The 22,153-nt window shown below is 43.9% G+C and carries 11 protein-coding genes and 1 pseudogene; 7 read left to right on the top strand and 5 right to left on the bottom strand.

The window, feature by feature from the left end:
* Positions 1–77: 77 nt before the first annotated feature.
* The 7 genes and pseudogenes from NXV01_RS04045 to NXV01_RS04015 all read left to right on the top strand — a co-directional run.
* A pseudogene (locus tag NXV01_RS04045) lies at positions 78–203 on the top strand (ISAs1 family transposase); the annotation flags it as partial.
* Positions 204–422: 219 nt separating this feature from the next.
* On the top strand, positions 423–2,072 hold the full coding sequence (locus NXV01_RS04040; protein ID WP_148367767.1) for a DUF6377 domain-containing protein: 1,650 nt from the start codon (positions 423–425) through the stop codon (positions 2,070–2,072).
* Positions 2,073–2,283: 211 nt separating this feature from the next.
* Positions 2,284–5,283, top strand: coding sequence for a TonB-dependent receptor (locus tag NXV01_RS04035; protein ID WP_148367766.1), 3,000 nt, complete (start codon positions 2,284–2,286; stop codon positions 5,281–5,283).
* Between the two features lie 42 nt (positions 5,284–5,325).
* Positions 5,326–6,789 (top strand): RagB/SusD family nutrient uptake outer membrane protein, encoded by a 1,464-nt coding sequence (locus NXV01_RS04030; RefSeq protein WP_409012947.1) that lies wholly within the window; start codon positions 5,326–5,328, stop codon positions 6,787–6,789.
* Positions 6,790–6,825: 36 nt separating this feature from the next.
* Complete coding sequence (locus NXV01_RS04025) at positions 6,826–8,340, top strand: SusF/SusE family outer membrane protein (RefSeq protein ID WP_259021771.1); 1,515 nt, start codon at positions 6,826–6,828, stop codon at positions 8,338–8,340.
* Positions 8,341–8,354: 14 nt separating this feature from the next.
* Positions 8,355–10,133: a glycoside hydrolase family 66 protein gene (locus tag NXV01_RS04020; protein WP_259021770.1), complete on the top strand. Its 1,779-nt coding sequence runs from the start codon at positions 8,355–8,357 to the stop codon at positions 10,131–10,133.
* Between the two features lie 177 nt (positions 10,134–10,310).
* Entirely contained in the window at positions 10,311–12,827 is a 2,517-nt protein-coding gene (locus NXV01_RS04015; RefSeq protein WP_259021769.1) for a glycoside hydrolase family 31 protein, read from the top strand.
* Positions 12,828–12,968: 141 nt separating this feature from the next.
* On the opposite strand, the gene NXV01_RS04010 is transcribed toward NXV01_RS04015, so the two are convergent.
* The 5 genes from NXV01_RS04010 to NXV01_RS03990 are packed head-to-tail and all read right to left on the bottom strand — an operon-like array spanning position 12,969 to position 22,126.
* On the bottom strand, positions 12,969–14,993 hold the full coding sequence (locus NXV01_RS04010) for a glycosyl hydrolase family 95 catalytic domain-containing protein (protein ID WP_259021768.1): 2,025 nt from the start codon (positions 14,991–14,993) through the stop codon (positions 12,969–12,971).
* 36 nt (positions 14,994–15,029) lie between these two features.
* Positions 15,030–17,174, bottom strand: coding sequence for a glycoside hydrolase family 97 protein (locus NXV01_RS04005; RefSeq protein WP_259021767.1), 2,145 nt, complete (start codon positions 17,172–17,174; stop codon positions 15,030–15,032).
* Positions 17,175–17,199: 25 nt separating this feature from the next.
* Entirely contained in the window at positions 17,200–18,672 is a 1,473-nt protein-coding gene (locus tag NXV01_RS04000) for a glucan 1,6-alpha-isomaltosidase (protein WP_259021766.1), read from the bottom strand.
* Between the two features lie 52 nt (positions 18,673–18,724).
* Positions 18,725–20,227: a SusF/SusE family outer membrane protein gene (locus NXV01_RS03995; protein WP_259021765.1), complete on the bottom strand. Its 1,503-nt coding sequence runs from the start codon at positions 20,225–20,227 to the stop codon at positions 18,725–18,727.
* Between the two features lie 21 nt (positions 20,228–20,248).
* Entirely contained in the window at positions 20,249–22,126 is a 1,878-nt protein-coding gene (locus NXV01_RS03990; RefSeq protein ID WP_259023430.1) for a RagB/SusD family nutrient uptake outer membrane protein, read from the bottom strand.
* Positions 22,127–22,153: the final 27 nt, after the last annotated feature.

The raw sequence follows: 22,153 nt of genomic DNA, 5'->3' as shown, positions 1-22,153 counted from the left end.
GGAATGGCTACCCTTACAATGGAATGCAGGTATTTTTTTAGGCAATGAATAGAGGATAAGACTGCCTATATGCCTAAGATAATTGCGAAGCACTCCAGGATATAATAGAGTTTAATCTTAGTGAGGATACGAGATGCTATTTATATCACACAAAAAGATACTTTGGGGAAAACAAGGGCATGGAAGAAGTGAATAATAGAGAATAAAAATTTTCAATACTTTCTCTAGTAAGGAGTGACCGGAATAAAAGAATTAACAATGACTGCATATTGATTATTATAAATACAATTATTGTGTTTATAATAAATCTGTTTTGCCCTCTCTTTAAAAAAGATTGTTTTTTCTACCTGCAATAATCTTCTCCTGAAAGCCGGAAGTTTCTGAAAGACTTTTATCTTTGCAGATATAATACATACGGCACTATGAAAAAAGTTATTCTGATTTTTGTGACAATCGTCCTTTCTGGTCTGCTTTATGCAAAAGATAATAAGAGTACCGATGCGTTGCTTCGTGAGATTGATGGTATCATTAAAAACCGCCAGACTTATGGAGCGGAAAAGGAGGCACGAATTGCTGACTTGAAGAAATTGTTGGTTGAGGCTGCTTCCGATGAGCAGCGATATGGTTTTTGCGGACGTCTTTTCGATGAATACCGGGCTTATAATCTGGATTCGTCTTTTGTCTATGCCCAACGGAAAGAGGAACTGGCACATCGTTTAAATAAACTGGACTACTTGGATGATTCTGCCATGAATATGGCGGAAGTGATGGGAACTACCGGAATGTATAAAGAAGCCCTTGAGTTATTGGGGAAAATTGATAAGAAAACACTGCCCGACTATCTATATGGCTATTATTATCATCTGTACCGCACTATTTATGGATTGATGGGTGATTATGCCGTTACGGAGAAAGCCAAGAAAGAATATTACCGGATGACGGATTTATACCGGGATTCTCTGTTACAGATCAATGCTTCCGACTCTCTGGGGCACGCATTGGTGATGGCAGATAAGTGCATCGTTCATGCCCGATACGATGAAGCGATTGATATGCTGATGGAATATTACAGTAAACCGTCTTTAGATGATCATGCACAGGCAATGATTACTTATACCATTTCCGAAGGCTATCGGTTGAAAGGAGATAAGCAGGGGCAAAAACATTACCTGGCTCTTTCGGCCATTGCCGATTTGAAATCAGCGGTAAAAGAATATGTGTCTTTGCGCAAACTCGCTTCTCTTGTTTATGAAGAAGGAGACATCGACCGTGCCTACAACTATCTGAAATGTTCCCTGGAGGATGCCACCCTTTGCAATGCCCGTCTTCGTACCCTGGAAATCTCACAGGTCTTTCCTATCATCGACCAGGCCTATCAATTAAAAACCAAACGTCAGCAGCAGGAGATGAAAGTCTCATTGATTTGTATCAGTTTGCTTTCCGTATTTTTGTTAGTCGCCATTTTCTTCGTTTACAAGCAGATGAAAAAGGTTGCTGCCGCACGTCGCGAAGTGATCGACACTAATACGCTCCTGCAAGAACTGAACGAAGAACTTCACGATTCCAATTCGCAACTGAAAGAAATGAATCATACGCTTTCGGAAGCCAACTATATCAAGGAGGAATATATCGGGAGATATATGGACCAATGCTCCACTTATCTCGACAAGATGGATTTATACCGCCGTTCCCTGAATAAGATTGCTGCTGCCGGAAGGGTGGAAGAACTATATAAGGCTATTAAATCTTCGCAATTTCTTGATGAAGAACTGAAAGAGTTTTATGCGAACTTCGATGTGACTTTCCTGCAACTCTTCCCCAGTTTTGTGGAAGATTTTAATGCCCTGCTTACCGAACCGATGCAACCCAAACCGGGAGAACTGCTGAATACCGAACTTCGTATCTTCGCTCTCATCCGCCTTGGAATTACGGACAGTACTAAGATAGCGCAATTCCTTCGTTACTCCGTCACTACCATTTATAATTACCGGACTCGTGTCCGTAACAAGGCTGTGGGAGAAAGAGATGAATTTGAGGCTAAAGTAATGCAAATAGGGAAGGTGGAAGAATAAGAAAACCACTACTTTTTTAGTCCGACTTATATTTTGTAACGTTCTTATATTTAGTGGTTTATACTGTGGGATACTGTATAAATCACTATATTTTTGCTATCTGCTTTAAGAAGCAGTATGAAATGTGGATACTTTTGTTTCACGGTCATTTCAGCAATGACACAGAAAGTAAAACAAAAGTAACCCTAATATTAACTTTAAATTAATGTACATGAAACAGAGTATGAAGTCGAAAGGCTTTGAACGCCGCCTCTTACTAATAATGTGGGGCTTGTTCCTATCTCTTAGTGCATTCGCACAACAGATTTCAATAAAAGGACATGTCGTAGATGCCACGGGTGAACCGGTGATCGGTGCCAGTGTGGTAGAAAAAGGTACAACGAACGGTACAATTACCGATGTAGACGGTAATTTCTCATTAAGCGTTCCGACTAACAGCACGCTGACTATCTCTTTTGTCGGCTATAAAATGCAGACAGTCCCGGTGAACGGGAAAAACGCTTTGAAAGTAACCTTGCAGGAAGATACGGAAGTATTGGACGAAGTTGTAGTAGTGGGTTACGGAACGATGAAAAAGAGCGATCTGACCGGAGCGGTATCTTCTGTCGGAGTGAAGGACATTAAAGACTCTCCGGTGGCCAATATCGGTCAGGCAATGCAAGGAAAGGTGTCCGGCGTGCAGATTATCGATGCCGGTAAGCCGGGTGATAATGTCACCATTAAAATCCGTGGCTTGGGAACAATCAACAATAGTAACCCGCTGATTGTCATTGACGGAATACCTACCGACTTGGGATTGTCTTCCTTGAATATGGCCGATGTAGAGCGGGTGGACGTATTGAAAGATGCTTCGGCAACAGCTATTTATGGTTCGCGTGGTGCGAACGGTGTGGTGATGATTACCAGCAAACGGGGTGCCGAGGGTGCCGGAAAGGTGACGGTAAACGCTAATTGGGCGATTCAGAATGCCACTAAAGTGCCCGATATGCTGAATGCTGCGCAATATGCCGCTTTGAGCAATGATATGCTGTCTAATAATGATGATAATACAAACCCTTATTGGGCAGACCCTTCTTTATTGGGAACAGGAACGAACTGGCTGGATGAAATGCTGCGCACGGGAGTGAAGCAAAGCTATTCGGTTAGCTATTCCGGTGGTACGGAAAAAGCACATTACTATGTGTCCGGTGGTTTCCTTGACCAGTCCGGTATTGTGGAAAGCGTTAATTACCGTCGTTTCAACTTTCAGGCAAATAGCGATGCCCAAGTTAATAAATGGCTGAAATTCACTACCAACCTGACATTCAGTACGGACGTGAAAGAAGGAGGAACTTATAGCATCGGTGATGCAATGAAAGCACTCCCCACCCAACCGGTGAAGAATGAGGACGGCAGTTGGAGCGGTCCCGGACAGGAGGCGCAATGGTACGGAAGCATCCGTAACCCGATCGGTACACTGCACATGATGACCAATGAAACAAAAGGATATAACTTCCTGGCAAATATCACCGGAGAGATCACCTTTACCAAATGGCTGAAGTTGAAAAGTACATTCGGTTATGACGCCAAATTCTGGTTTGTCGACAACTTTACTCCGGCTTACAACTGGAAACCGAATCCGGTAGAAGAATCTTCCCGCTATAAGAGCGATAACAAAGCATTTACCTATTTGTGGGATAATTATTTTGTATTCGACCACACTTTTGCGCAGAAACATCGGGTAGGGGTGATGGCAGGTTCTTCCGCCCAGTGGAATAACTACGATTACCTGAATGCTCAAAAGAATATCTTCATGTTTGATAATATCCACGAAATGGACAACGGCGAGAAGATGTACAGTCTTGGCGGTAGCCAGAGTGACTGGGCACTGCTCTCTCTGATGGCACGTCTCAACTATTCTTACGAAGATAAATACCTGCTTACAGCTACTGTGCGTCGTGACGGCTCTTCCCGTTTTGGTAAAAACAACCGTTGGGGAACATTCCCTTCCGTTTCGCTGGCATGGCGTATCTCCCAGGAGAACTGGTTTCCGAAAGACAACTTCCCGGTGAATGACCTCAAACTGCGTATCGGATACGGTGTGACCGGTAATCAGGAAATCGGTAACTATGGTTTTGTTGCTTCCTATAACACAGGAGTCTATCCTTTCGGCAACAACAACTCCACCGCTCTGGTATCTACTACTCTCTCCAATCCGAATATTCATTGGGAAGAAGTGCGCCAGACCAACTTTGGTGTAGACATGAGCCTGTTCAATTCACGCGTCAACCTTTCGCTGGACGCTTATATCAAGAAGACAGCAGATATGTTGGTGAAGGCTTCCATTCCTATCACTTCCGGTTTTGAAGATACTACCGAAACTTTCACCAATGCCGGCAAGATGCGCAACAAAGGGGTGGAAATGACCTTGCGTACTATTAATTTGAAAGGGCTTTTCTCTTGGGAGTCTGCCTTAACAGCCACTTATAACAAGAACGAAATTCAGGACTTGAACAGCGAAACTCCGATGTTTATCAACCAGATGGGGAACTCATACGTGACTATGCTTAGAGCCGGTTATCCGATTAACGTATTCTACGGATACGTAACCGACGGACTTTTCCAGAACTGGGATGAAGTGAACCGCCATGCTACCCAACCGGGCGCTGCTCCGGGTGATATCCGTTTCCGGGACTTGAATAACGATGGAGTTATCAACGATGAAGACCGTACCGTTATCGGCAACCCGAACCCGAACTGGTTCTTCTCTCTAAGCAATAATTTCTCTTATAAGGGATGGGAACTTTCCGTGTTCCTGCAAGGCGTATCGGGAAACAAGATTTATAATGCCAACAATGTAGACAACGAAGGAATGGCAGCCGCTTACAACCAGACCACAGCCGTACTGAACCGCTGGACGGGAGAAGGAACAAGCAACTCCATGCCGCGTGCTATCTGGGGAGACCCGAATCAGAACTGCCGTGTATCCGACCGATTTGTGGAAAACGGTTCCTACCTCCGTCTGAAAAACATTACGCTTTCGTATACACTGCCTAAAAAGTGGATGCAAAAGATTCAACTGGAAAATGCCCGCATCTCTTTCTCTTGCGAGAATGTGGCGACTATCACCGGATATTCCGGCTTCGACCCGGAAGTTGACGTCAATGGTATCGACAGCAGCCGTTACCCTATCTCACGTACGTTCAGCATGGGTTTGAACTTTAACTTTTAAATCAGGAGGAAAAATATGAAAAAGATAACAACTTTGGTGATGATGTTTGCCATGCTGGCATTGACCTCATGCAACGATTTCTTAGATAAATATCCTAAATATGGCGTCGATCCCGAATCGGAAGTAACGAACGAGATTGCCGTGGCACTGACTACTGCCTGCTACAAGACTCTTCAGTCATCCAATATGTATAATCAGCGTATCTGGAGCCTCGATATTATCGCAGGTAACAGTGAAGTAGGCGCCGGAGGGGGAACCGACGGACTGGAAACTGTGCAGGCTTCCAATTTCATAGCCCAGAGTGATAATGGCTTTGCTTTGTACGTATGGCGTTCTCCGTGGGTAGGTATCGGACGTTGTAACATTGTGCTTTCCAATCTGCCTTCGGCAGCTATCTCCGATGAGGTAAAGACTCGTTGCATGGGTGAGGCTTATTTCCTGCGTGCACATTACTACTATATTCTGGTTCGTCTGTATGGAGGTGTGCCTTTGCGCTTAACGCCGTTTGAACCGGGAGAATCTACGGATATTGCCCGTAATACGGTAGATGAGGTATATGCCCGGATTCTTTCTGACTGCAAAAATGCGGTAAACATGCTTCCTCCGAAAAGCAGTTATGGAGACAGCGATAGAGGACGTGCCTGCAAAGAAGCTGCAATGGCTATGCTGGCGGATATTTATCTGACACTGGCGCCCAATCATCGCGAATACTATAATGAAGTAGTAACTCTGTGTGACAACATTGCTGCGATGGGATACGATTTGACTCAATGCAATTATGCCGATAATTTCAATGCTACTATCAATAATGGTGCGGAATCCCTTTTCGAAGTACAATATTCCGGTAGTACGGAATATGATTTCTGGGGCGGTGATAACCAATCATCCTGGCTGTCGACTTTTATGGGACCTCGTAACTCAAGTCTGGTGGCCGGTGCTTATGGATGGAACCTGCCTACGGAAGAATTTTTCAAGCAATATGAGGATGGTGATTTGCGGAAAGACGTAACTGTCTTGTATCAAGGTTGCCCCGCTTTTGACGGTATGGAATACAGACGTTCCTGGTCGAATACAGGTTATAATGTGCGCAAGTTTCTTGTGTCGAAGACTGTTTCTCCGGAGTATAATACCAATCCCAACAACTTCGTAGTATATCGCTATGCAGATGTTCTATTGAAGAAAGCGGAAGCATTGAACGAGCAGGGACATCCCGACCAGGCTGCTGCTCCGTTGAATATCGTCCGCAAACGTGCCGGACTGGCAGATGTGCCGACTACTCTGACGCAGACTGAAATGAGAGAGAAGATTATTCACGAGCGCCGGATGGAACTTGCCTTTGAAGGACACCGCTGGTTTGATATGATCCGTGTGGATAATGGAAATTATGCATTGACATTCCTGAAATCCATCGGTAAGAATAATGTGACCAAGGAACGTCTCCTGTTGCCTATTCCGCAGACAGAGATGGACTCCAATCATCTGATGACTCAAAATCCCGGTTATTAATCTGTTTTATAATCATTCATTTAGATAAATAATATCATGAAGAAATATATATATCAGTTGTTATGCTCTCTTTTCATCGGCGGAACGATGGTTGCCTGTGCCGAAGATTATATGGAGACAAATAAAGGACATGATACCCTCACTCTTTCGGTGAATCAGCAGGACTTGGTGTTGAACGAAAAGAACCATAGTCAGGAAGCACTCGCTCTCTCATGGACTACCGGAACGAATTATGGAAGTGGTAACCGTATCTCTTATACGCTGGAGCTGGCAAAAGCCGGAACGGACTTTGCAAATGCTTATTCGGTGGATTTAGGTACGGGAACGTATCAATGGACTAAGAAAGTGGAAGAACTCAACCAATTCCTGAATACACAGTTCGGTATCGGCTATGCTGTGAAAGCGGAGTTGGAGGCACGTATCACAGCGGTTGTTGCCGGAATGGAAGAGCAGAAACAAAGTGCGACGACTGCTTTTACAGTGACTACATACCAGCCGGTTACTACTACGCTTTACCTGATCGGTGAGGCTGCTCCGAATGGATGGGCTGCCGACAATGCGACAGCGATGGAGCGTACGGATAACGGACAGTTTACATGGACAGGAAAACTGAACGCCGGATCATTGAAATTTATAACGACATTGGGACAATTCTTGCCGTCGTACAACCGTGACGCCACTGCCGGGGAAGCACTCCAGCTGACTTACCGTACATCGGGTGACCAGCCGGATGAGCCGTTTGTAATCGATGAAGGGGCAACCTATATTGTAAAAGTAGATCTGCTCAATCTGACGTTGACACTGACTGAAACGGAAGATATCGGTTGGAGATTTGACGAGTTCTTCATTGTCGGTTCGTTCACCGGAAATGGTGGCTGGGGATTTGAGGCACTGTCTAAAGATGCTGTTCAGATGGATTTGTTCCATTATGGAGCTGTGATTCCTTGGGAAGCAGACGGAGAATTTAAGTTTAGCTCTGTGGCGGACTTCGGCCAGTCGGATGCTTTCTTCCATCCTGCCGTAGCAAATGCTCCGTACACTTCGACGTCAGTAGTGCTTGGAGGCGACGATAATAAATGGCAAATGAAAGAGGCTGAATGTGGCAAACCTTATAAAGTATGCTTCTATACAGGCAAAGGAAAAGAAAAGATGCTGATGCGTCCGTTCACTCCTTACGCAGGATTGTATCTGGTGGGTGAGGCGACTCCGAACGGATGGAGTTTGGACAATGCTACGCCGATGACTAAGAGTGTCGACAGTCCTTATATCTTCACATGGAGCGGTACACTGAAAGCCGGTGAGATGAAGATTTCCTGCGATAAGCAGTCTGACTGGAACGGAGACTGGTTTATGGCGGATAAGAACGATAAAACTCCGACGGGTGAAGTGGAAACAGCTTTGTTTGTCACTAAATCGGATGCAGAGTTGAGCAGTATGTATCCGGATGCAGATTTGGGTGGTCTGGACTATAAGTGGAATATTCAGGAGGCCGGTTCTTATCAGATTACGATTGACCAGTTGAAAGAGACGATCTCGATTGTGAAACAATAAAACAAGAATTCAAGATGAAAAAAATAATATATCTGGTAGCTGCTTTCCTGTGTATGGCTTGCAGTGATGATAATGAGTCGAACCAACAGAATGGAGGAGCTTCGGGCGGTGTCACCGAAGTGACTCCGGTAACATCGGATTTGAGTGTAGACCTGTCGACAGACAAGGCTTTCTACAAACCGGGAGAGAAAGTGGTGTTTACAGCGGATGACGCTCTGCCTGCCGGAACTAAAGTACGTTATCGTCTTTCGGGTGAAACGGTGGGAGAAGAATCGGTAAATGGTACGAGCTGGACATGGCAGCCGCCTACCACTGATTTTAAAGGGTACATGGCAGAGCTTTATCGTCAGGAGAACGGAACGGATGTAATAGTCGGTACGATTGCGGTAGATGTATCCAGTGATCCGGCACGTTTCCCGCGTTATGGTTTTGTCGCTGATTTCAGTCAGGAGAAGACAGCCGAAAAGACACAGGAAGAGATGGAGTATCTGAACCGTCATCATATCAACTGGGTGCAGTTTCAGGATTGGCATAATAAACATCACTGGCCGTTGGGCGGTACACGTGCACAGTTGGATGAGGTATATATGGATATCGCTAACCGGGAGGTTTATACAAGTTCGGTGAAGAATTACATTGAAGCGCAGCATCGTTTCGGTATGAAGTCTATGTTTTATAATCTTTGTTTCGGAGCGTTGAAGGATGCTGCTGCGGATGGAGTGAAGGAGGAATGGTATCTGTTTAAGGATGCTTCTCACACTACTAAGGATAGCCATGACTTGCCGGGCGGATGGAAAAGTAATATCTATCTGGTAGACCCTTCTAACAAGGAATGGCAGAAATATCTGGGCGAAAGGAATGACGATGTATATGCAAACTTCGCTTTCGACGGTTATCAGATAGACCAGTTGGGACGACGTAGCACGCTTTATAATTATAGTGGTATTCCTGTTAACTTGCGTGAGGGATATGCCTCTTTTATAGATGCAATGAAGCAGGTGCATCCGGACAAGAGTTTGGTGATGAATGCGGTGAGCCGTTACGGTGCCCGTCAGATAGGGGAGACGGATAAAGTGGATTTCTTCTATAATGAAGTATGGGCGGATGAGGCTGATTTTACCGATCTGAAAGCTATTCTTTATGAAAATGGAGTATATGGCGATTATCAGTTGAATACGGTTTTTGCAGCTTATATGAATTATAACAAGGCGGATAACCGGGGGGAATTTAATACGCCGGGTATTCTGCTGACGGATGCTGTTATGTTTGCTTTGGGCGGTTCGCATCTGGAATTGGGAGGCGATCACATGTTGTGCAAAGAGTACTTCCCGAATGAGAATCTGACAATGAGCGAAGAGCTGAAAACAGCGATGGTTCATTATTATGACTTCCTGACTTCTTATCAGAATCTGCTTCGTGACGGAGGTACGGAGAATAGTATCACCATGAATTGTACCAACGGGGAAATGAGTCTGAATGTATGGCCTCCCCAACAAGGTTCGGTCACTACTTATACCAAGCAGGTAGGCAACAAGCAGGTGATACATCTTCTTAACTTCTCGCAGGCAAACAGCCTTAGCTGGAGAGATGTGGACGGCACGATGCCGGAACCGACCTTGATTACGAAAGCTGCTTTACAAATGAATCTGCCGGCCAAAGTGAACAAGTTATGGGTAGCCTCTCCGGATATACATGGAGGCGCTTTGCAGGAACTGGCTTTTACGCAGGAGAACGGAGTTGTTTCTTTCACATTGCCGTCTCTGAAATACTGGACAATGGTTGTGGCTGAATAAAAATGATTGTAAGTCTTCTAGCAAACTAATCTTATATTATTAGGCACGGATTACACGGATTTCACGGTTTTTAGAATGATGGAGTATGTAAAACAACAGCGTTAATCCGTGTAATCCGTGCCTTAATTTACTATATGAGCAATAATGCATGAAGCGGCTGTAGATAGAATAACTAAAATGATAAGTATGAAGATGAGATATAAATTCTGGGTATGGGCGTTGTGTTTGGTATTCCCGACATTGGTGTGGGCGGAAAGTGCAGCGCGCACATGCACTTCTTTTACACAACAAGGCCGTCAGGTGACTTTTCACCTGACGGACAGTGCTGCGTTGCAGTTACAGCTTTGTAGTCCTTCGGTAGTCAAAGTTTGGTTTTCGCCCGATGGACAACTGCAACGAAAGAATGCTTCTTTCGCAGTGATTAATGAAGAGTTGGAAGATGTAGGAACCGTCCATGTAGACGAACAGGCAGCCTGTTATGAGATCTTTACTCCGAAGTTGCGTATCCGGGTGAATAAATCTCCGATGAGTCTTCAGATATTCGATAAATATCAGAAACTCTTGTTTAGCGATTATGCCGATAAAGGTCATGTCAGTGAAGGAACGAAGAAGGTGGAATATAAAGTGCTTCGTCGTGACGAGCACTTCTTCGGACTTGGTGAGAAAGCGGGAAAGATGGATCGTCGTGGCGAGTCTTATAAGATGTGGAATAGTGACAAACCTTGTTATAGTGTGGTAGAAGATCCTCTTTACAAGAGTATTCCTTTCTTTATGAGCAATTATCGGTATGGTATTTTTCTTGATAACACCTATAAGACAGAATTCAAATTCGGAACGGAAAGCCGTGATTATTACAGTTTTGAAGCGCCGAACGGGGAAATGGTATATTACTTTATCTTCGGTAAAGACTATAAAGAAATCATCAGCCAATATGTCGGACTGACCGGAAAACCTATCATGCCGCCGAAATGGGCGTTGGGTTTTGCTCAATGCCGCGGTCTGTTGACAAGTGAAAAGTTAAGTCGTGAAATAGCCGAAGGCTACCGGAAACGGGGAATCCCTTGTGATATTATCTATCAGGATATCGGCTGGACAGAATACTTGCAGGATTTCGAATGGCGCAAAGGAAACTATGAAAACCCCAAAAAGATGCTTTCGGATTTGAAGGAGATGGGTTTTAAGGTAGTCGTATCTCAAGACCCGGTAATTGCACAAGCCAATAAAAAACAATGGGAAGAAGCAGACCGCTTAGGCTATTTTGTAAAGGACAATACGAACGGCAAAAGCTACGATATGCCCTGGCCGTGGGGTGGGAACTGCGGAGTGGTGGACTTCACCCTGCCTGCCGTAGCCGACTGGTGGGGGGCTTATCAGCAGAAACCGATTGATGATGGTATCTCCGGCTTTTGGACAGATATGGGCGAACCTGCCTGGAGTAACGAAGAGCAGACGGAACGCTTGGTGATGAAGCACCATCTCGGTATGCACGATGAAATCCATAACGTCTATGGCCTGACTTGGGACAAAGTGGTGAAGGAGCAATTTGAAAAGAGGAATCCAGACCGTCGTGTTTTTCAAATGACTCGTGCTGCTTATGCCGGATTGCAACGTTATACGTTCGGCTGGACGGGTGATAGCGGAAACGGAGACGACGTATTGCAAGGTTGGGGACAGTTGGCTAATCAGATTCCTGTAATGCTTTCCGCAGGGTTGGGATTAATCCCATTTTCTTCCTGTGATATTACCGGTTACTGTGGGGATATTGAGGATTATCCGGCTATGGCGGAACTCTATACCCGTTGGATTCAATTCGGTGCATTCAATCCTTTGAGCCGTATCCATCATGAGGGAGATAACCCGGTGGAACCGTGGCTTTTCGGACCGGAAGCGGAAAAGAACGCGAAAGCGGCTATCGAGCTGAAATATCGTTTGTTGCCGTATATCTACACTTACGCCCGCGAAGCGTATGATACAGGATTGCCTATCATGCGGCCTCTGTTTCTCGAATATCCAATGGATATGGAAACTTTCTCTACGGATGCTCAATTCATGTTCGGTCGTGAATTGTTGGTAGCCCCTGTGGTGAAGAAAGGTGCCCGCACAAAGAACGTGTATCTTCCCGAAGGTACATGGATAGACTACAACAACAAGCAGACGGTCTACACCGGAGAGCAGTGGACTACGGTTGATGCTCCCTTGTCCTCTGTTCCTATGTTTGTGAAGCAAGGTTCTATCATCCCCACCATGCCGGTGATGAACTACACCCATGAGAAACCGGTATATCCACTTACTTTTGAAATCTTCCCCGCACAGGAAGGCGCACAGGCAGTCTTTACTCTTTACGAAGATGAAGGAGAAAACTTAGGATACCAGCGTGATGAATTTGTCAAAACACCGATTGTTTGCAGCACTCTGGCAAATGGATATGAACTGACAGTCTCTGCCCGTGAAGGAAAAGGATACACTGTCCCCGGTCCGAGAAATCTGTTGTTCCGTATTTATTCTGCAAAAGCTCCGAAAGAGGTAACTGCCAAAGGAAAGAAGATAAAGAAGGTAAAACCGGAACGATTGGAAGAAAATTTAGAGAATGATACGGAAACTGTGGCGTGGAGTTGGGATAAAGAAACAGGTGTCTGCAGTGTACGAGTACCTGATAAAGGTGTTAATGAACAGCTGATGATTTCTTTTAAATAAGCAGTAGAGGGTATCTTCTATTTTTCGGTCAACAGCGTATAATAGATTCCTAACAGGAAAATGCACAATCCTTCCACTATTATCTGGAAGGAATGTGCATTTTCTGCATCAGGGATTTTATAGGATGGAGATATACATCTCCTAATTCTGTTGGTTGATATACACTCTTCTGTCGTTTCCAACTCCTTTTATAGTTACTTTTTTCCAATGCTTCGGAAGAATGGCTGGTAATTGAACAATCCCTTTATCGGTGATTTGCAAGCCACAAAAACCATTAATTACAGCTTGTAACAAGCCTCCGGCTCCGGTCATAAAATATGGATTATTGCTTGTTGGCGTTTCGGCCAATACGCCGAAAGGAGGACGTTGGTTGGGCTGATAGCTGCGAAGAAACATCTCGTAGGCTTTATCAACATCTCCCATTCTGGCATATTGCACACAAAATATGGCGAAAGACATAGCCGGACCGTGTTGAGGATCTATCTTCCCGGCATAATACTCTAAATCTTTTTTTAGTTGCTTTTCGTCGGTAATGATTCTCAAGGGATACCCTAGTAAGTTTACGTCAGCCTGTTTTATCATCTCTCCGTTATATGTAGCATGTTCTTTGGTTACTCCATCGGACATCCGGTGAATTTTCAGTCCGTTTGCTACGATTTCCCATTGTTTATTAGCTTTTGTATTACAAGTTGCAGCTGCCTTTGTCGCATACTGTAGGGCCAGTTTAGCAGAAGCATTAGTGAAAGCATTGTCTGTAGCGCCATGTTTATATTCGTTGGCACCTACTACATTGTTTATGGACCAAGTACCATCATCATTACAAGTAGCACGACTGCTCCAAAAATCAGCTACGGCTTTCAACAACGGATATCCTTTATTTTTTAGCCATTCCTTATCACGAGTAACACAATAATAATTCCAGCAGGCAATACCGATATCGGCTGTGATATGGTGTTCAAAAGGACCGGTCAAGGCTGTAGTAGGAGTAGCCTCTTCGCCGGCGTCATCACTTTCCCATGGATACATGGCACCACGATATCCATAAGACATTGCTTTTTGGCGAGCGGCAGGTAAGCGGTCGATGCGATAATTCATCATTGACTCGGCCAACCCTTGATTAAATAACAAGATGGGTGGAAACATCCAAATTTCAGTATCCCAAAATATATGTCCGTTATAATCTTGCGAAGAAAGCCCCATAGGAGATATACTCAGACCATTTCCTTCACGACACGAAGAATATAGATTGAATAATGCAAAACGTACGGCACGCTGAGCCTCATCATCACCTTCTATTAAAATATCTCCTTGCCATAATTCATTCCACAGACGTGTATGGGCTGCTAGCAGCGAATGAATACCTTCATGATGCGCATAGATAATTTCTCGCTCGGCTTCATTGCAAGGATCAATAAAGTCACGTGAGGAGCAAATACTACCCACCAAAGCGAATGTGATTTCTTCATTCTTTTTTAAACAGGTGTCAAAACACAGTTCTTTGGAACTGTTGTTGAATGTGGGGATTATTTCTTTTCCCTTTTCAAATAAAAAGGCTGACGAAGATGCCACTTGCTGTTTTCGCCAGTGGGTAGAGGCATAAGAATGTAGCATGTACACTTTGATACCATCGGATTCAGTGTCATGAAATTCGCGCGTACCACTCGCATATTCTTCGGGGATATCCATATGCGTGTCAACATCCAAATTTATGTCCTGTAAAGCTTTTACGGTCACACGAATCAGACCGGCATATGGCATATTACGCAATGCGCAGAGAGAGTAGGAAATCTCTGCTTTTCCGTCAGCAATAAATTCAGAGATATGAGAGGCCTCTTTCATATTGATTGTCTGCTTCCATTGTGATATATTGTCCGGGCTAATTGCATTTCCGTCGACTTTAAGAGTCATCAGAAAAGGATTGATACCCTTCAAAACGCGGCTCACGCCCCGTTCTCTATCAGCATCAAATACATGATTGAGAATGACATGCCTCACTGAAAACGGCTCACGCCATGGAAGTATTCCGATTCCTCCGTTGGACATGGGAGTTCCGACGTAAAGAGACTGTACATCTGTGGTTGTAAGTTGCCACAAATTTGGATTTTCTTTTGCTTTGGGAGATTGAAATCCAGAAAGAAGCAATAATAAAAAAAGTATTTTTCGCATACTTAAACGAGTTAATTGTTATTATCCTAAAAACGTTTATTTCAATTTTTTCAGTCCTTTTAGAACGGCTTTATCAGCGACCTCCATGATACTGATTGCATATCCACCTCCCGGTGCTGCTTGCAGCTTCAATACAGCTTTGGCTGAAACGATACCTTTACGGATATTGTAAGCCTGCGGATTGTTCCGATAATGAGCATCTTTGCCATCCTCATAGATCGTTGCGATGTACTCCTTATCCTTATCTAAAAAGTCTAGTTTTAGTGTGGATGTATGCCCTTCCTCACTGCTGGTGCACCCTATAAACCAATTGTTCGTACCTTTTGCTTTGCGAGCCGCCACGATATAACGTCCCGGTTCAGCTTCCAAATATTTACTGTCATCCCAATCGACAGCTACATCTTTTATAAACTGGAAAGCATCTATAAAGCGTTCATAGTGCTGCGGGTAATCGGCTGCCATCTGAAGTGGACTGTACATGGTGACATACAAAGCTAACTGACGGGCTAATGTCGAGTTTACATGCGAGTGGCTGTTGGCATTGAATTTATTGATGTCCATCTCAAAGATACCGGGAGTATAATCCATTGGGCCTCCTTGCAGACGGGTGAAAGGTAATATAGTCGTGTGGAAAGGTTTGCTGCCCACGAACGCTTCGTATTCTGTACCACGAGCCGATTCATTACCAATAAGATTCGGGTAAGTACGGCATAATCCGGTAGGGCGTACAGCTTCGTGTGCATTGACCATGATGTGGTGTTTGGCAGCTTCTGTCACTGCGTAAAGATAGTGATTGTTCATCCATTGTCCATAGTGATGTTCGCCACGCGGTATCATGTTGCCCACATAACCGCTCTTTACTGCATTATATCCATATTGGTTCATCAGTTGATAGGCAGCCTCCATGTGACGTTCGTAATTACGAACGGAAGCTGAAGTCTCATGATGCATCATCAGACGCACTCCTTTAGAGTGTGCATATTCATTTAGGTATTTGATGTCGAAATCAGGATAGGGAGTAACGAAATCGAATACAAAGTCCTTTGAGTTACCAAACCAATCTTCCCAACCGGTATTCCATCCTTCTACTAATACTTGATCGAAGCCATGTTCAGCTGCAAAGTCGATGTATCTCTTTACATTAGCTGTATTGGCAGGATGCTGTCCATTCGGATTCACCTTTTTGTAATCGGTTTCACCGAGTTTCACAGAGGGGAGGTCCCAAGTATATGACCATGGTTTTCCACCGGCAATCATTTCCCACCATACTCCAATGTATTTCACGGGTTTAATCCAAGAGGTATCCTTGTATTTGCATGGTTCGTTCAAATTCAGAATTAGGTTCGATGCCAATATTTCACATGCGTCGTCGCTAACCATCACTGTACGCCATGGAGTGCGACAAGGTGATTGTAGATACCCTTTGTTGCCTTGTGCATCTGGTGTCAGCCATGACTCGAAAGTCAGGTTCTTGTCATCCAAATTAAGATGCATACATGAATAATCTACTAAGGCGGCCTCGTGCAGATTGATGTATAATCCCTCTGCAGTCTTGAGTTGAAGAGATGTTTGTACTCCTTTGGGCGAGAAGATTGCTTGTGACAGATTATCATTGATGGCAGCAGCCAGCAAACCGGGAATTTCAGAAAGTTTTGATTCCGTATAATCATATTCCTGCGTATCATAGTCACCGGGAATCCACCAGGCAATATGGTCACCGGTCATAGCAAACTGGCTGTGTTCTTCCTTGATAACAAAATAAGACAGGTTTTTCTGTTGCGGAAATTCATACCGGAAACCAATACCTTCATCATATACGCGAAAGCGAATGTTCATAAAACGGTCGGTAGACGTCTGCTTAAGTTCTACTAATAGTTCGTTATAATGATTGCGTATATCTTTCGTCTCCCCCCACACAGGTTGCCAAGTTTCATCAAAACTGGAGGTGGACGCTTTTACGACTTCAAAACCATCCAGCAGGTTTTCTTTGTTATTCAGTTCGAGTCCCAACTTGCTGGGGTTGATGACCGGGATATCCTTGTATACCATGGCATACGTCGGAATCCCGTTGTCAGCTAAGTTGAAATTCAGAGATACAGTGCCTGACGGAGAGGAAATGCCTTCCGCTTTTGCCACAAAGGCAGAGAGAAGCAAGCCAATACCTAAAAAAAATCTTTTCATACTTGATTAATGTTTTATTTACTTATTATTTGCTCAGTCTTACAATTTTACATTCGTGAGCTCCAACTTCTACTTCCAGCTTATCGGTTTCACCTTCATCCTGGTGTTTCCACAAGTCGCGCACTTTTCTTGCTCCTTCTATACCTATTTCCGAAAACTGTAAGGAACGTTTTTTAGGTTCATTATCCCGGTTGAAGAATCCTACCACATAATCGCCATTGCTCATCTGTCCATACCATATCTGGCTTTTTTCATCACGTACGTTGCGTAATAAAGGTTTGCCGACAAAACGGTCGGTATTCAATGCCAGCATTTCTTCATTCTGATAAAACTTCAGATTGTCTCCGATGGTGTTATGTTGGTCGGCCACGGTAATCGGTCCTCCTGCCATCAGTTGCAGCGAGATGACAGACTCTTTCTCAGCATCTGTGTTGAATGTATTCAGACGGATAAAATCGCCATCAGGAATGACTTTGTTCCGGCCGGTAATCTGCGACCAGTGGATGAAGCCATCAAACATATTCATACAGTTGGGCCATCCATCGAACACGTTGCCACGCTTATCTTCAGAGAAATGTTTCCATCCACCGTCGCCTGTATCGGCCACAATACGTACCATATTGCCATACTTCTTCTCCAATTCGGCTTTATTATTAAGATGAGGCATCACCAGCGAAGTGAAGATGCCATAACGGGTGGCCGATGTACAAATATACTCCAAAGCTTTATCATAACATTCTTTACCATAGCCACGGCCTACGATGCCATTGCCCCAGTACTCGTTCATGCCACGATCAAAGCCATCTTCATACCAACTCAGAAAATCCATACGGATATATTCTATCCCCAGTTCCTTATAGTGTTTGAAGAAACCATCGATATACTCTTTCGCGCCTTTGTGTGTAGCTACTGCATAGGTAAAGAACTTGTCTTCTTCATTTGGATAATTAACCACATCGGTAGTGGCATCATATCTCAGTTGCCCCAACGTGATGTTGTCAGTGTTCTGAATGGGTGTTTCATCTTTTCCATGTAGCCAAAGTGGATTGTCGTAAACACCCAATTTTAATCCTTTTGCTTTGCATTTGGCAACAATGTCCTTTAAATACATACTACCGTATTTGTCCATATACCCATGCTCGTTTTTTTCACAAAGCATGGGGATAAATCCATCCGTACAGAGCATATCGTAACCATACGGTTTTAGGTTGGTAGCCATCCAGTCAATAGCTTTGTCCCATTCGGCCTCATTCATGTCCATCTGATATTCGGGAATACCATTCTGAGCCATTTGCCAGCAAAGCTCATAGACGCTCCAATAGAGCGGAGCCTTGAATGTATGGATATTACTGATATCCACTTTGTCATCCGGTGTCTCTACAATGGGATCATCCGAAATCATATCGGGAGTCCATCCTGTACCTTCTTCTTTACAACCAATAGTGGTAAGGGCATTTGCCATAAATAAGGCAATTAGGGCTAATTTATATTGCTTCATATTATTTTTTTAGTAGGTGTGAAGCCCAGAAGACCTCACACCTGTAAGTTTATTACTTCTTAATAAATTTAATCTTATTATTCATTACATCCAGCGTTATAAGATATTCACCAGCTTCGCTTGCTTCTACTTTCCATTGATAATCTTTAGTATCATTACGTGACACGTATTGTATGCCGGTCTCTGAAAGGGGGGCATATCCCTCACCATTTGCATTACCCGGCATCAGGTAATCGATGCTTCCGTAACCATCCAGATTCAATGGTAGCTTGAATGTTCCAGCTTTCAAATCTCCATTCCATGTGAAAATACCTTGCTGCGCAGCGTCGTAATCATATCCAAACATTTGTTTGGTGGTTGCGTTCAAATCCCATCCGGCAGCTGTGGCATCTCCCAAAATCCAAATTGTCTTATAAGGTACTTCATTTGGTACTTCCTGTTTGGGCTTTTCAAATTTAATGGTCATGGTATAAGTGTTCAGAGTCATGCGATACTTACCTGCCTTGGTGATATTCCACTTATAATCGTGTCCTCCTGCCTCAATGTGTTCCATACGGTTGTCTCCATTCTCTGTGGTTCCATTCTCTACAGGCATCAGGAACGCAACATTCCAATCCTCACGCAGCTCTAACGGGAATTTCATCTCTCCCGTATTTAGCCATCCATCATAGTAGAAAGCAACTTGGTTTTGTGGGTCTTTCTCTAGTTTTACCGATTTCATAATATCCCATCCTGCTGAAGTTGCTGCACCTATCATCCAGATGTTTTTATATTCGGTAGTCGGATAAGCAGATTCCAATGTTAATGCTTCAATATTGAGTGTCAGAGAATAAAATCCGTCTTTCTCAATGGTAAAGAGTGTCTCAGTTCCGGTTTCCGTTTCATTAAAGACAACACTGCCCGGTTCTGTTCCCTGTGTGTAAGAAGGCGTCAGGCTGTGATTGTTTAAAATGAACTTATAGGTGCCCTCTTTCATTACTCCATTCCATGTATACTTTTCTTCAGGTATCTCTTCTGTCATCTGAACGGCCTTCACCGGGTCCAAACCTTCAATAGCAGTACCTACTACAAAGATGTCATGCGGTTGTACCTCATATCCTACCACGTTGAAATGCACGGTTGATAGTTCCGGTTTGATGTATTGGCTTGCTCCTTCAATTTTAGCTATAACTTCAGCTTCTAAGGTGACGCTTTCTCCCGGTGTAACTTTCCAGCCACCCAACCACGCATTCAGTTTCTTGTGGGTTAAACTGAGACTGTTACTTCCTGCCGGCACTTCTATTTTGTCGATGGAACTCGCAAAATCGTTATCTGCGATATCTATCTTAAAGTAATAAGTCACCTGCGCGTCCTGCTTAATGTTTGACGTCTCATTCCATGTAAAAGTTACAGCTGTTTCCTGTCCGAGTTCCTGCTTCAGTTCGATACTTTCGGCAGATACCTTCAAACACATGGTATCATCGGGACGAGTAATGCTATAGCGTATATCTTCGTCCTGGCAACTTATTACAAAGCAGGAAAGCATAGCTAATAAAAGATATATTCTGTTTTTCATTTTTTTCTTGTTTTAATGTGATTATTTCCAGAGCGGAAGTTGTTTTAGCTTATTATTTTTCTCCATTTCGCTCTGATGTATAGGGAACCAGTAATAGGCTGGTTTATATACACGAGTCTGATAAACTGTGCGCTCATAGAAAGAAGCGGCCTCTTTACCATTATAATTCATTCCATAGAAATCACCATTTAATGTGCCTTCTGCTTCTTGCCAACGGCGCAAGTCATCGTAACGGATTCCTTCTCCACATAGTTCTACCCGGCGTTCAGCGCGAATAACTTTGCGTACGGCTTCTTGAGTGTCATCCACATGTATTTTTTGAGCAACAGCAGGATCTACGGCTTCCAATGTATATGGGCGGATACCGGCACGCTCACGAATCTTGTTTACATAGCTCAACGCTTCCTGCCGACTGGTATAGTCGTTTTTATATTCGTTCAACGCTTCTGCATAGTTCAGATAAGCCTCTCCCAAACGATAGACAATTCCCGGACGATACTGGTAATTCTTTTCTTTTACATTCGTCTTGGGAGATACACGTTTGCGGATGAGGTATCCGTTTTGTGGAGCATCGTGTGTATGCGTATTGTCTACTGCTCCGTTGAAGAAATCGAACAGGCGTTTTTCAGTAGGAAAATAAGAATTATTGAAAGCTACGCTTACATAAAAACGCGGTTCGCGGTTGCAATACATATTGTAGGTATTTTCATAAGTGATAGCACCACCATTCACTTCTTCATCCCAAATTGTATTGTTGAGTGTTACTTTTTGGGTAGAGAATCCTTCTTCTTTATATCCGGCTGAAGGATTGTCGATAGGCAGCCCGTTTTGCATGAAAAAAGCATCTACTAGTGACTGCGTTACACCCAATCCACCGCTACCACCACTGGCAGTCGGAGTAGCATGCTTTTCGTAGGAACCATAGTCGCTGCTGGGGCGGGCAAACAATATTTCGGTGTTTCCTTCATCAAAGCGCTTTAAAAACAGATTCTGATAGGACATGAACGGGTCAATGGTACCATCTCCATTCTTTTCTGTATACAACTTATATCCGGTCTTTTCGGCTTCGTCTATCAACAGTTTACAAGCCTGCACGGCTTTTTCCCAACGTTGGGGATCGGGAGTCGTCTTGAATAGGTTTTCACCTTTGTCGTTTTTGTAGTCTGCATAATCGGGATTGCCATTCACCAATGGGCTAGCTGCAAAAAGGAGCATTCGGGCACGTACGGCTAGACACATAATGCTGGTGGCACGTCCGTATTTGCGTGCTTCCGTATATTTAGCCGGTAAAACATCGGCGGCCTCAAGCAGAGTTTTATCCACCCAGTCTATTACAGTATAATAAGGCGTTTGTCCTTCCATAAGGTCGGCCAATACAAAATCAGTTGGGGCGATGTAGTCCGGTTTAAAAGGAACAGCTCCATACGTATTGGCAAGCAAATAGTAATAGTAAGCTTTCATAAACTTACATTCGGCTTTCATATATTCCACTTCTTTCGCGCTAATACCTTGGGCTGGCAGCGGGTGTATATTCTCTATAAAAATATTAGCTTCGCGGATGCATTGAGGAAGACGTTTCCAAAACTCTCCCTCCCAAGCGCTGTTGGGTGTCCATTCCCCTAATATATAAGGGATCACTTTCCAACCCCATTGGCGCCAGCGCTCAGAAGGTGTCTGGTCGTCGGCTAAGATTTCCCATCCTAATGTATTGGTATATCCCCAATAGGGATCAGGAATGGCTGAATAGACATTGGCAAGCCAACCTTCGATACGGGTTTTGTCTTCGAATACCATCGGAAGTGTCAGCTCGGTATCCGGTTCTTTATCAAGATAGTCAACACAAGACGTCAACGAAGCAACACCGATTAATCCTGTAAGAATATATTTTGCAAATTTCATAGTTCTATTATTCATATTTTATTCAAT

This window comes from Bacteroides sp. BFG-606, from assembly GCF_024788145.1.
GTDB classification, from domain to species: Bacteria; Bacteroidota; Bacteroidia; order Bacteroidales; family Bacteroidaceae; genus Bacteroides; species Bacteroides vicugnae.
The sequence above is the reverse complement of the archived record's forward strand: the minus strand, read 5'-3'. Positions and strand labels throughout refer to the sequence as shown.

Coding starts and splice junctions, on each gene's coding strand:
- NXV01_RS04000 (WP_259021766.1), bottom strand. CDS start 18,672: ATGAAGCAATATAAATTAGCCCTAATTGCCTTATTTATGGCAAATGCC.
- NXV01_RS04020 (WP_259021770.1), top strand. CDS start 8,355: ATGAAAAAAATAATATATCTGGTAGCTGCTTTCCTGTGTATGGCTTGC.
- NXV01_RS04005 (WP_259021767.1), bottom strand. CDS start 17,174: ATGAAAAGATTTTTTTTAGGTATTGGCTTGCTTCTCTCTGCCTTTGTG.
- NXV01_RS04025 (WP_259021771.1), top strand. CDS start 6,826: ATGAAGAAATATATATATCAGTTGTTATGCTCTCTTTTCATCGGCGGA.
- NXV01_RS04035 (WP_148367766.1), top strand. CDS start 2,284: ATGAAACAGAGTATGAAGTCGAAAGGCTTTGAACGCCGCCTCTTACTA.
- NXV01_RS04040 (WP_148367767.1), top strand. CDS start 423: ATGAAAAAAGTTATTCTGATTTTTGTGACAATCGTCCTTTCTGGTCTG.
- NXV01_RS04010 (WP_259021768.1), bottom strand. CDS start 14,993: ATGCGAAAAATACTTTTTTTATTATTGCTTCTTTCTGGATTTCAATCT.
- NXV01_RS04030 (WP_409012947.1), top strand. CDS start 5,326: ATGTTTGCCATGCTGGCATTGACCTCATGCAACGATTTCTTAGATAAA.
- NXV01_RS03995 (WP_259021765.1), bottom strand. CDS start 20,227: ATGAAAAACAGAATATATCTTTTATTAGCTATGCTTTCCTGCTTTGTA.
- NXV01_RS04015 (WP_259021769.1), top strand. CDS start 10,311: ATGATAAGTATGAAGATGAGATATAAATTCTGGGTATGGGCGTTGTGT.
- NXV01_RS03990 (WP_259023430.1), bottom strand. CDS start 22,126: ATGAAATTTGCAAAATATATTCTTACAGGATTAATCGGTGTTGCTTCG.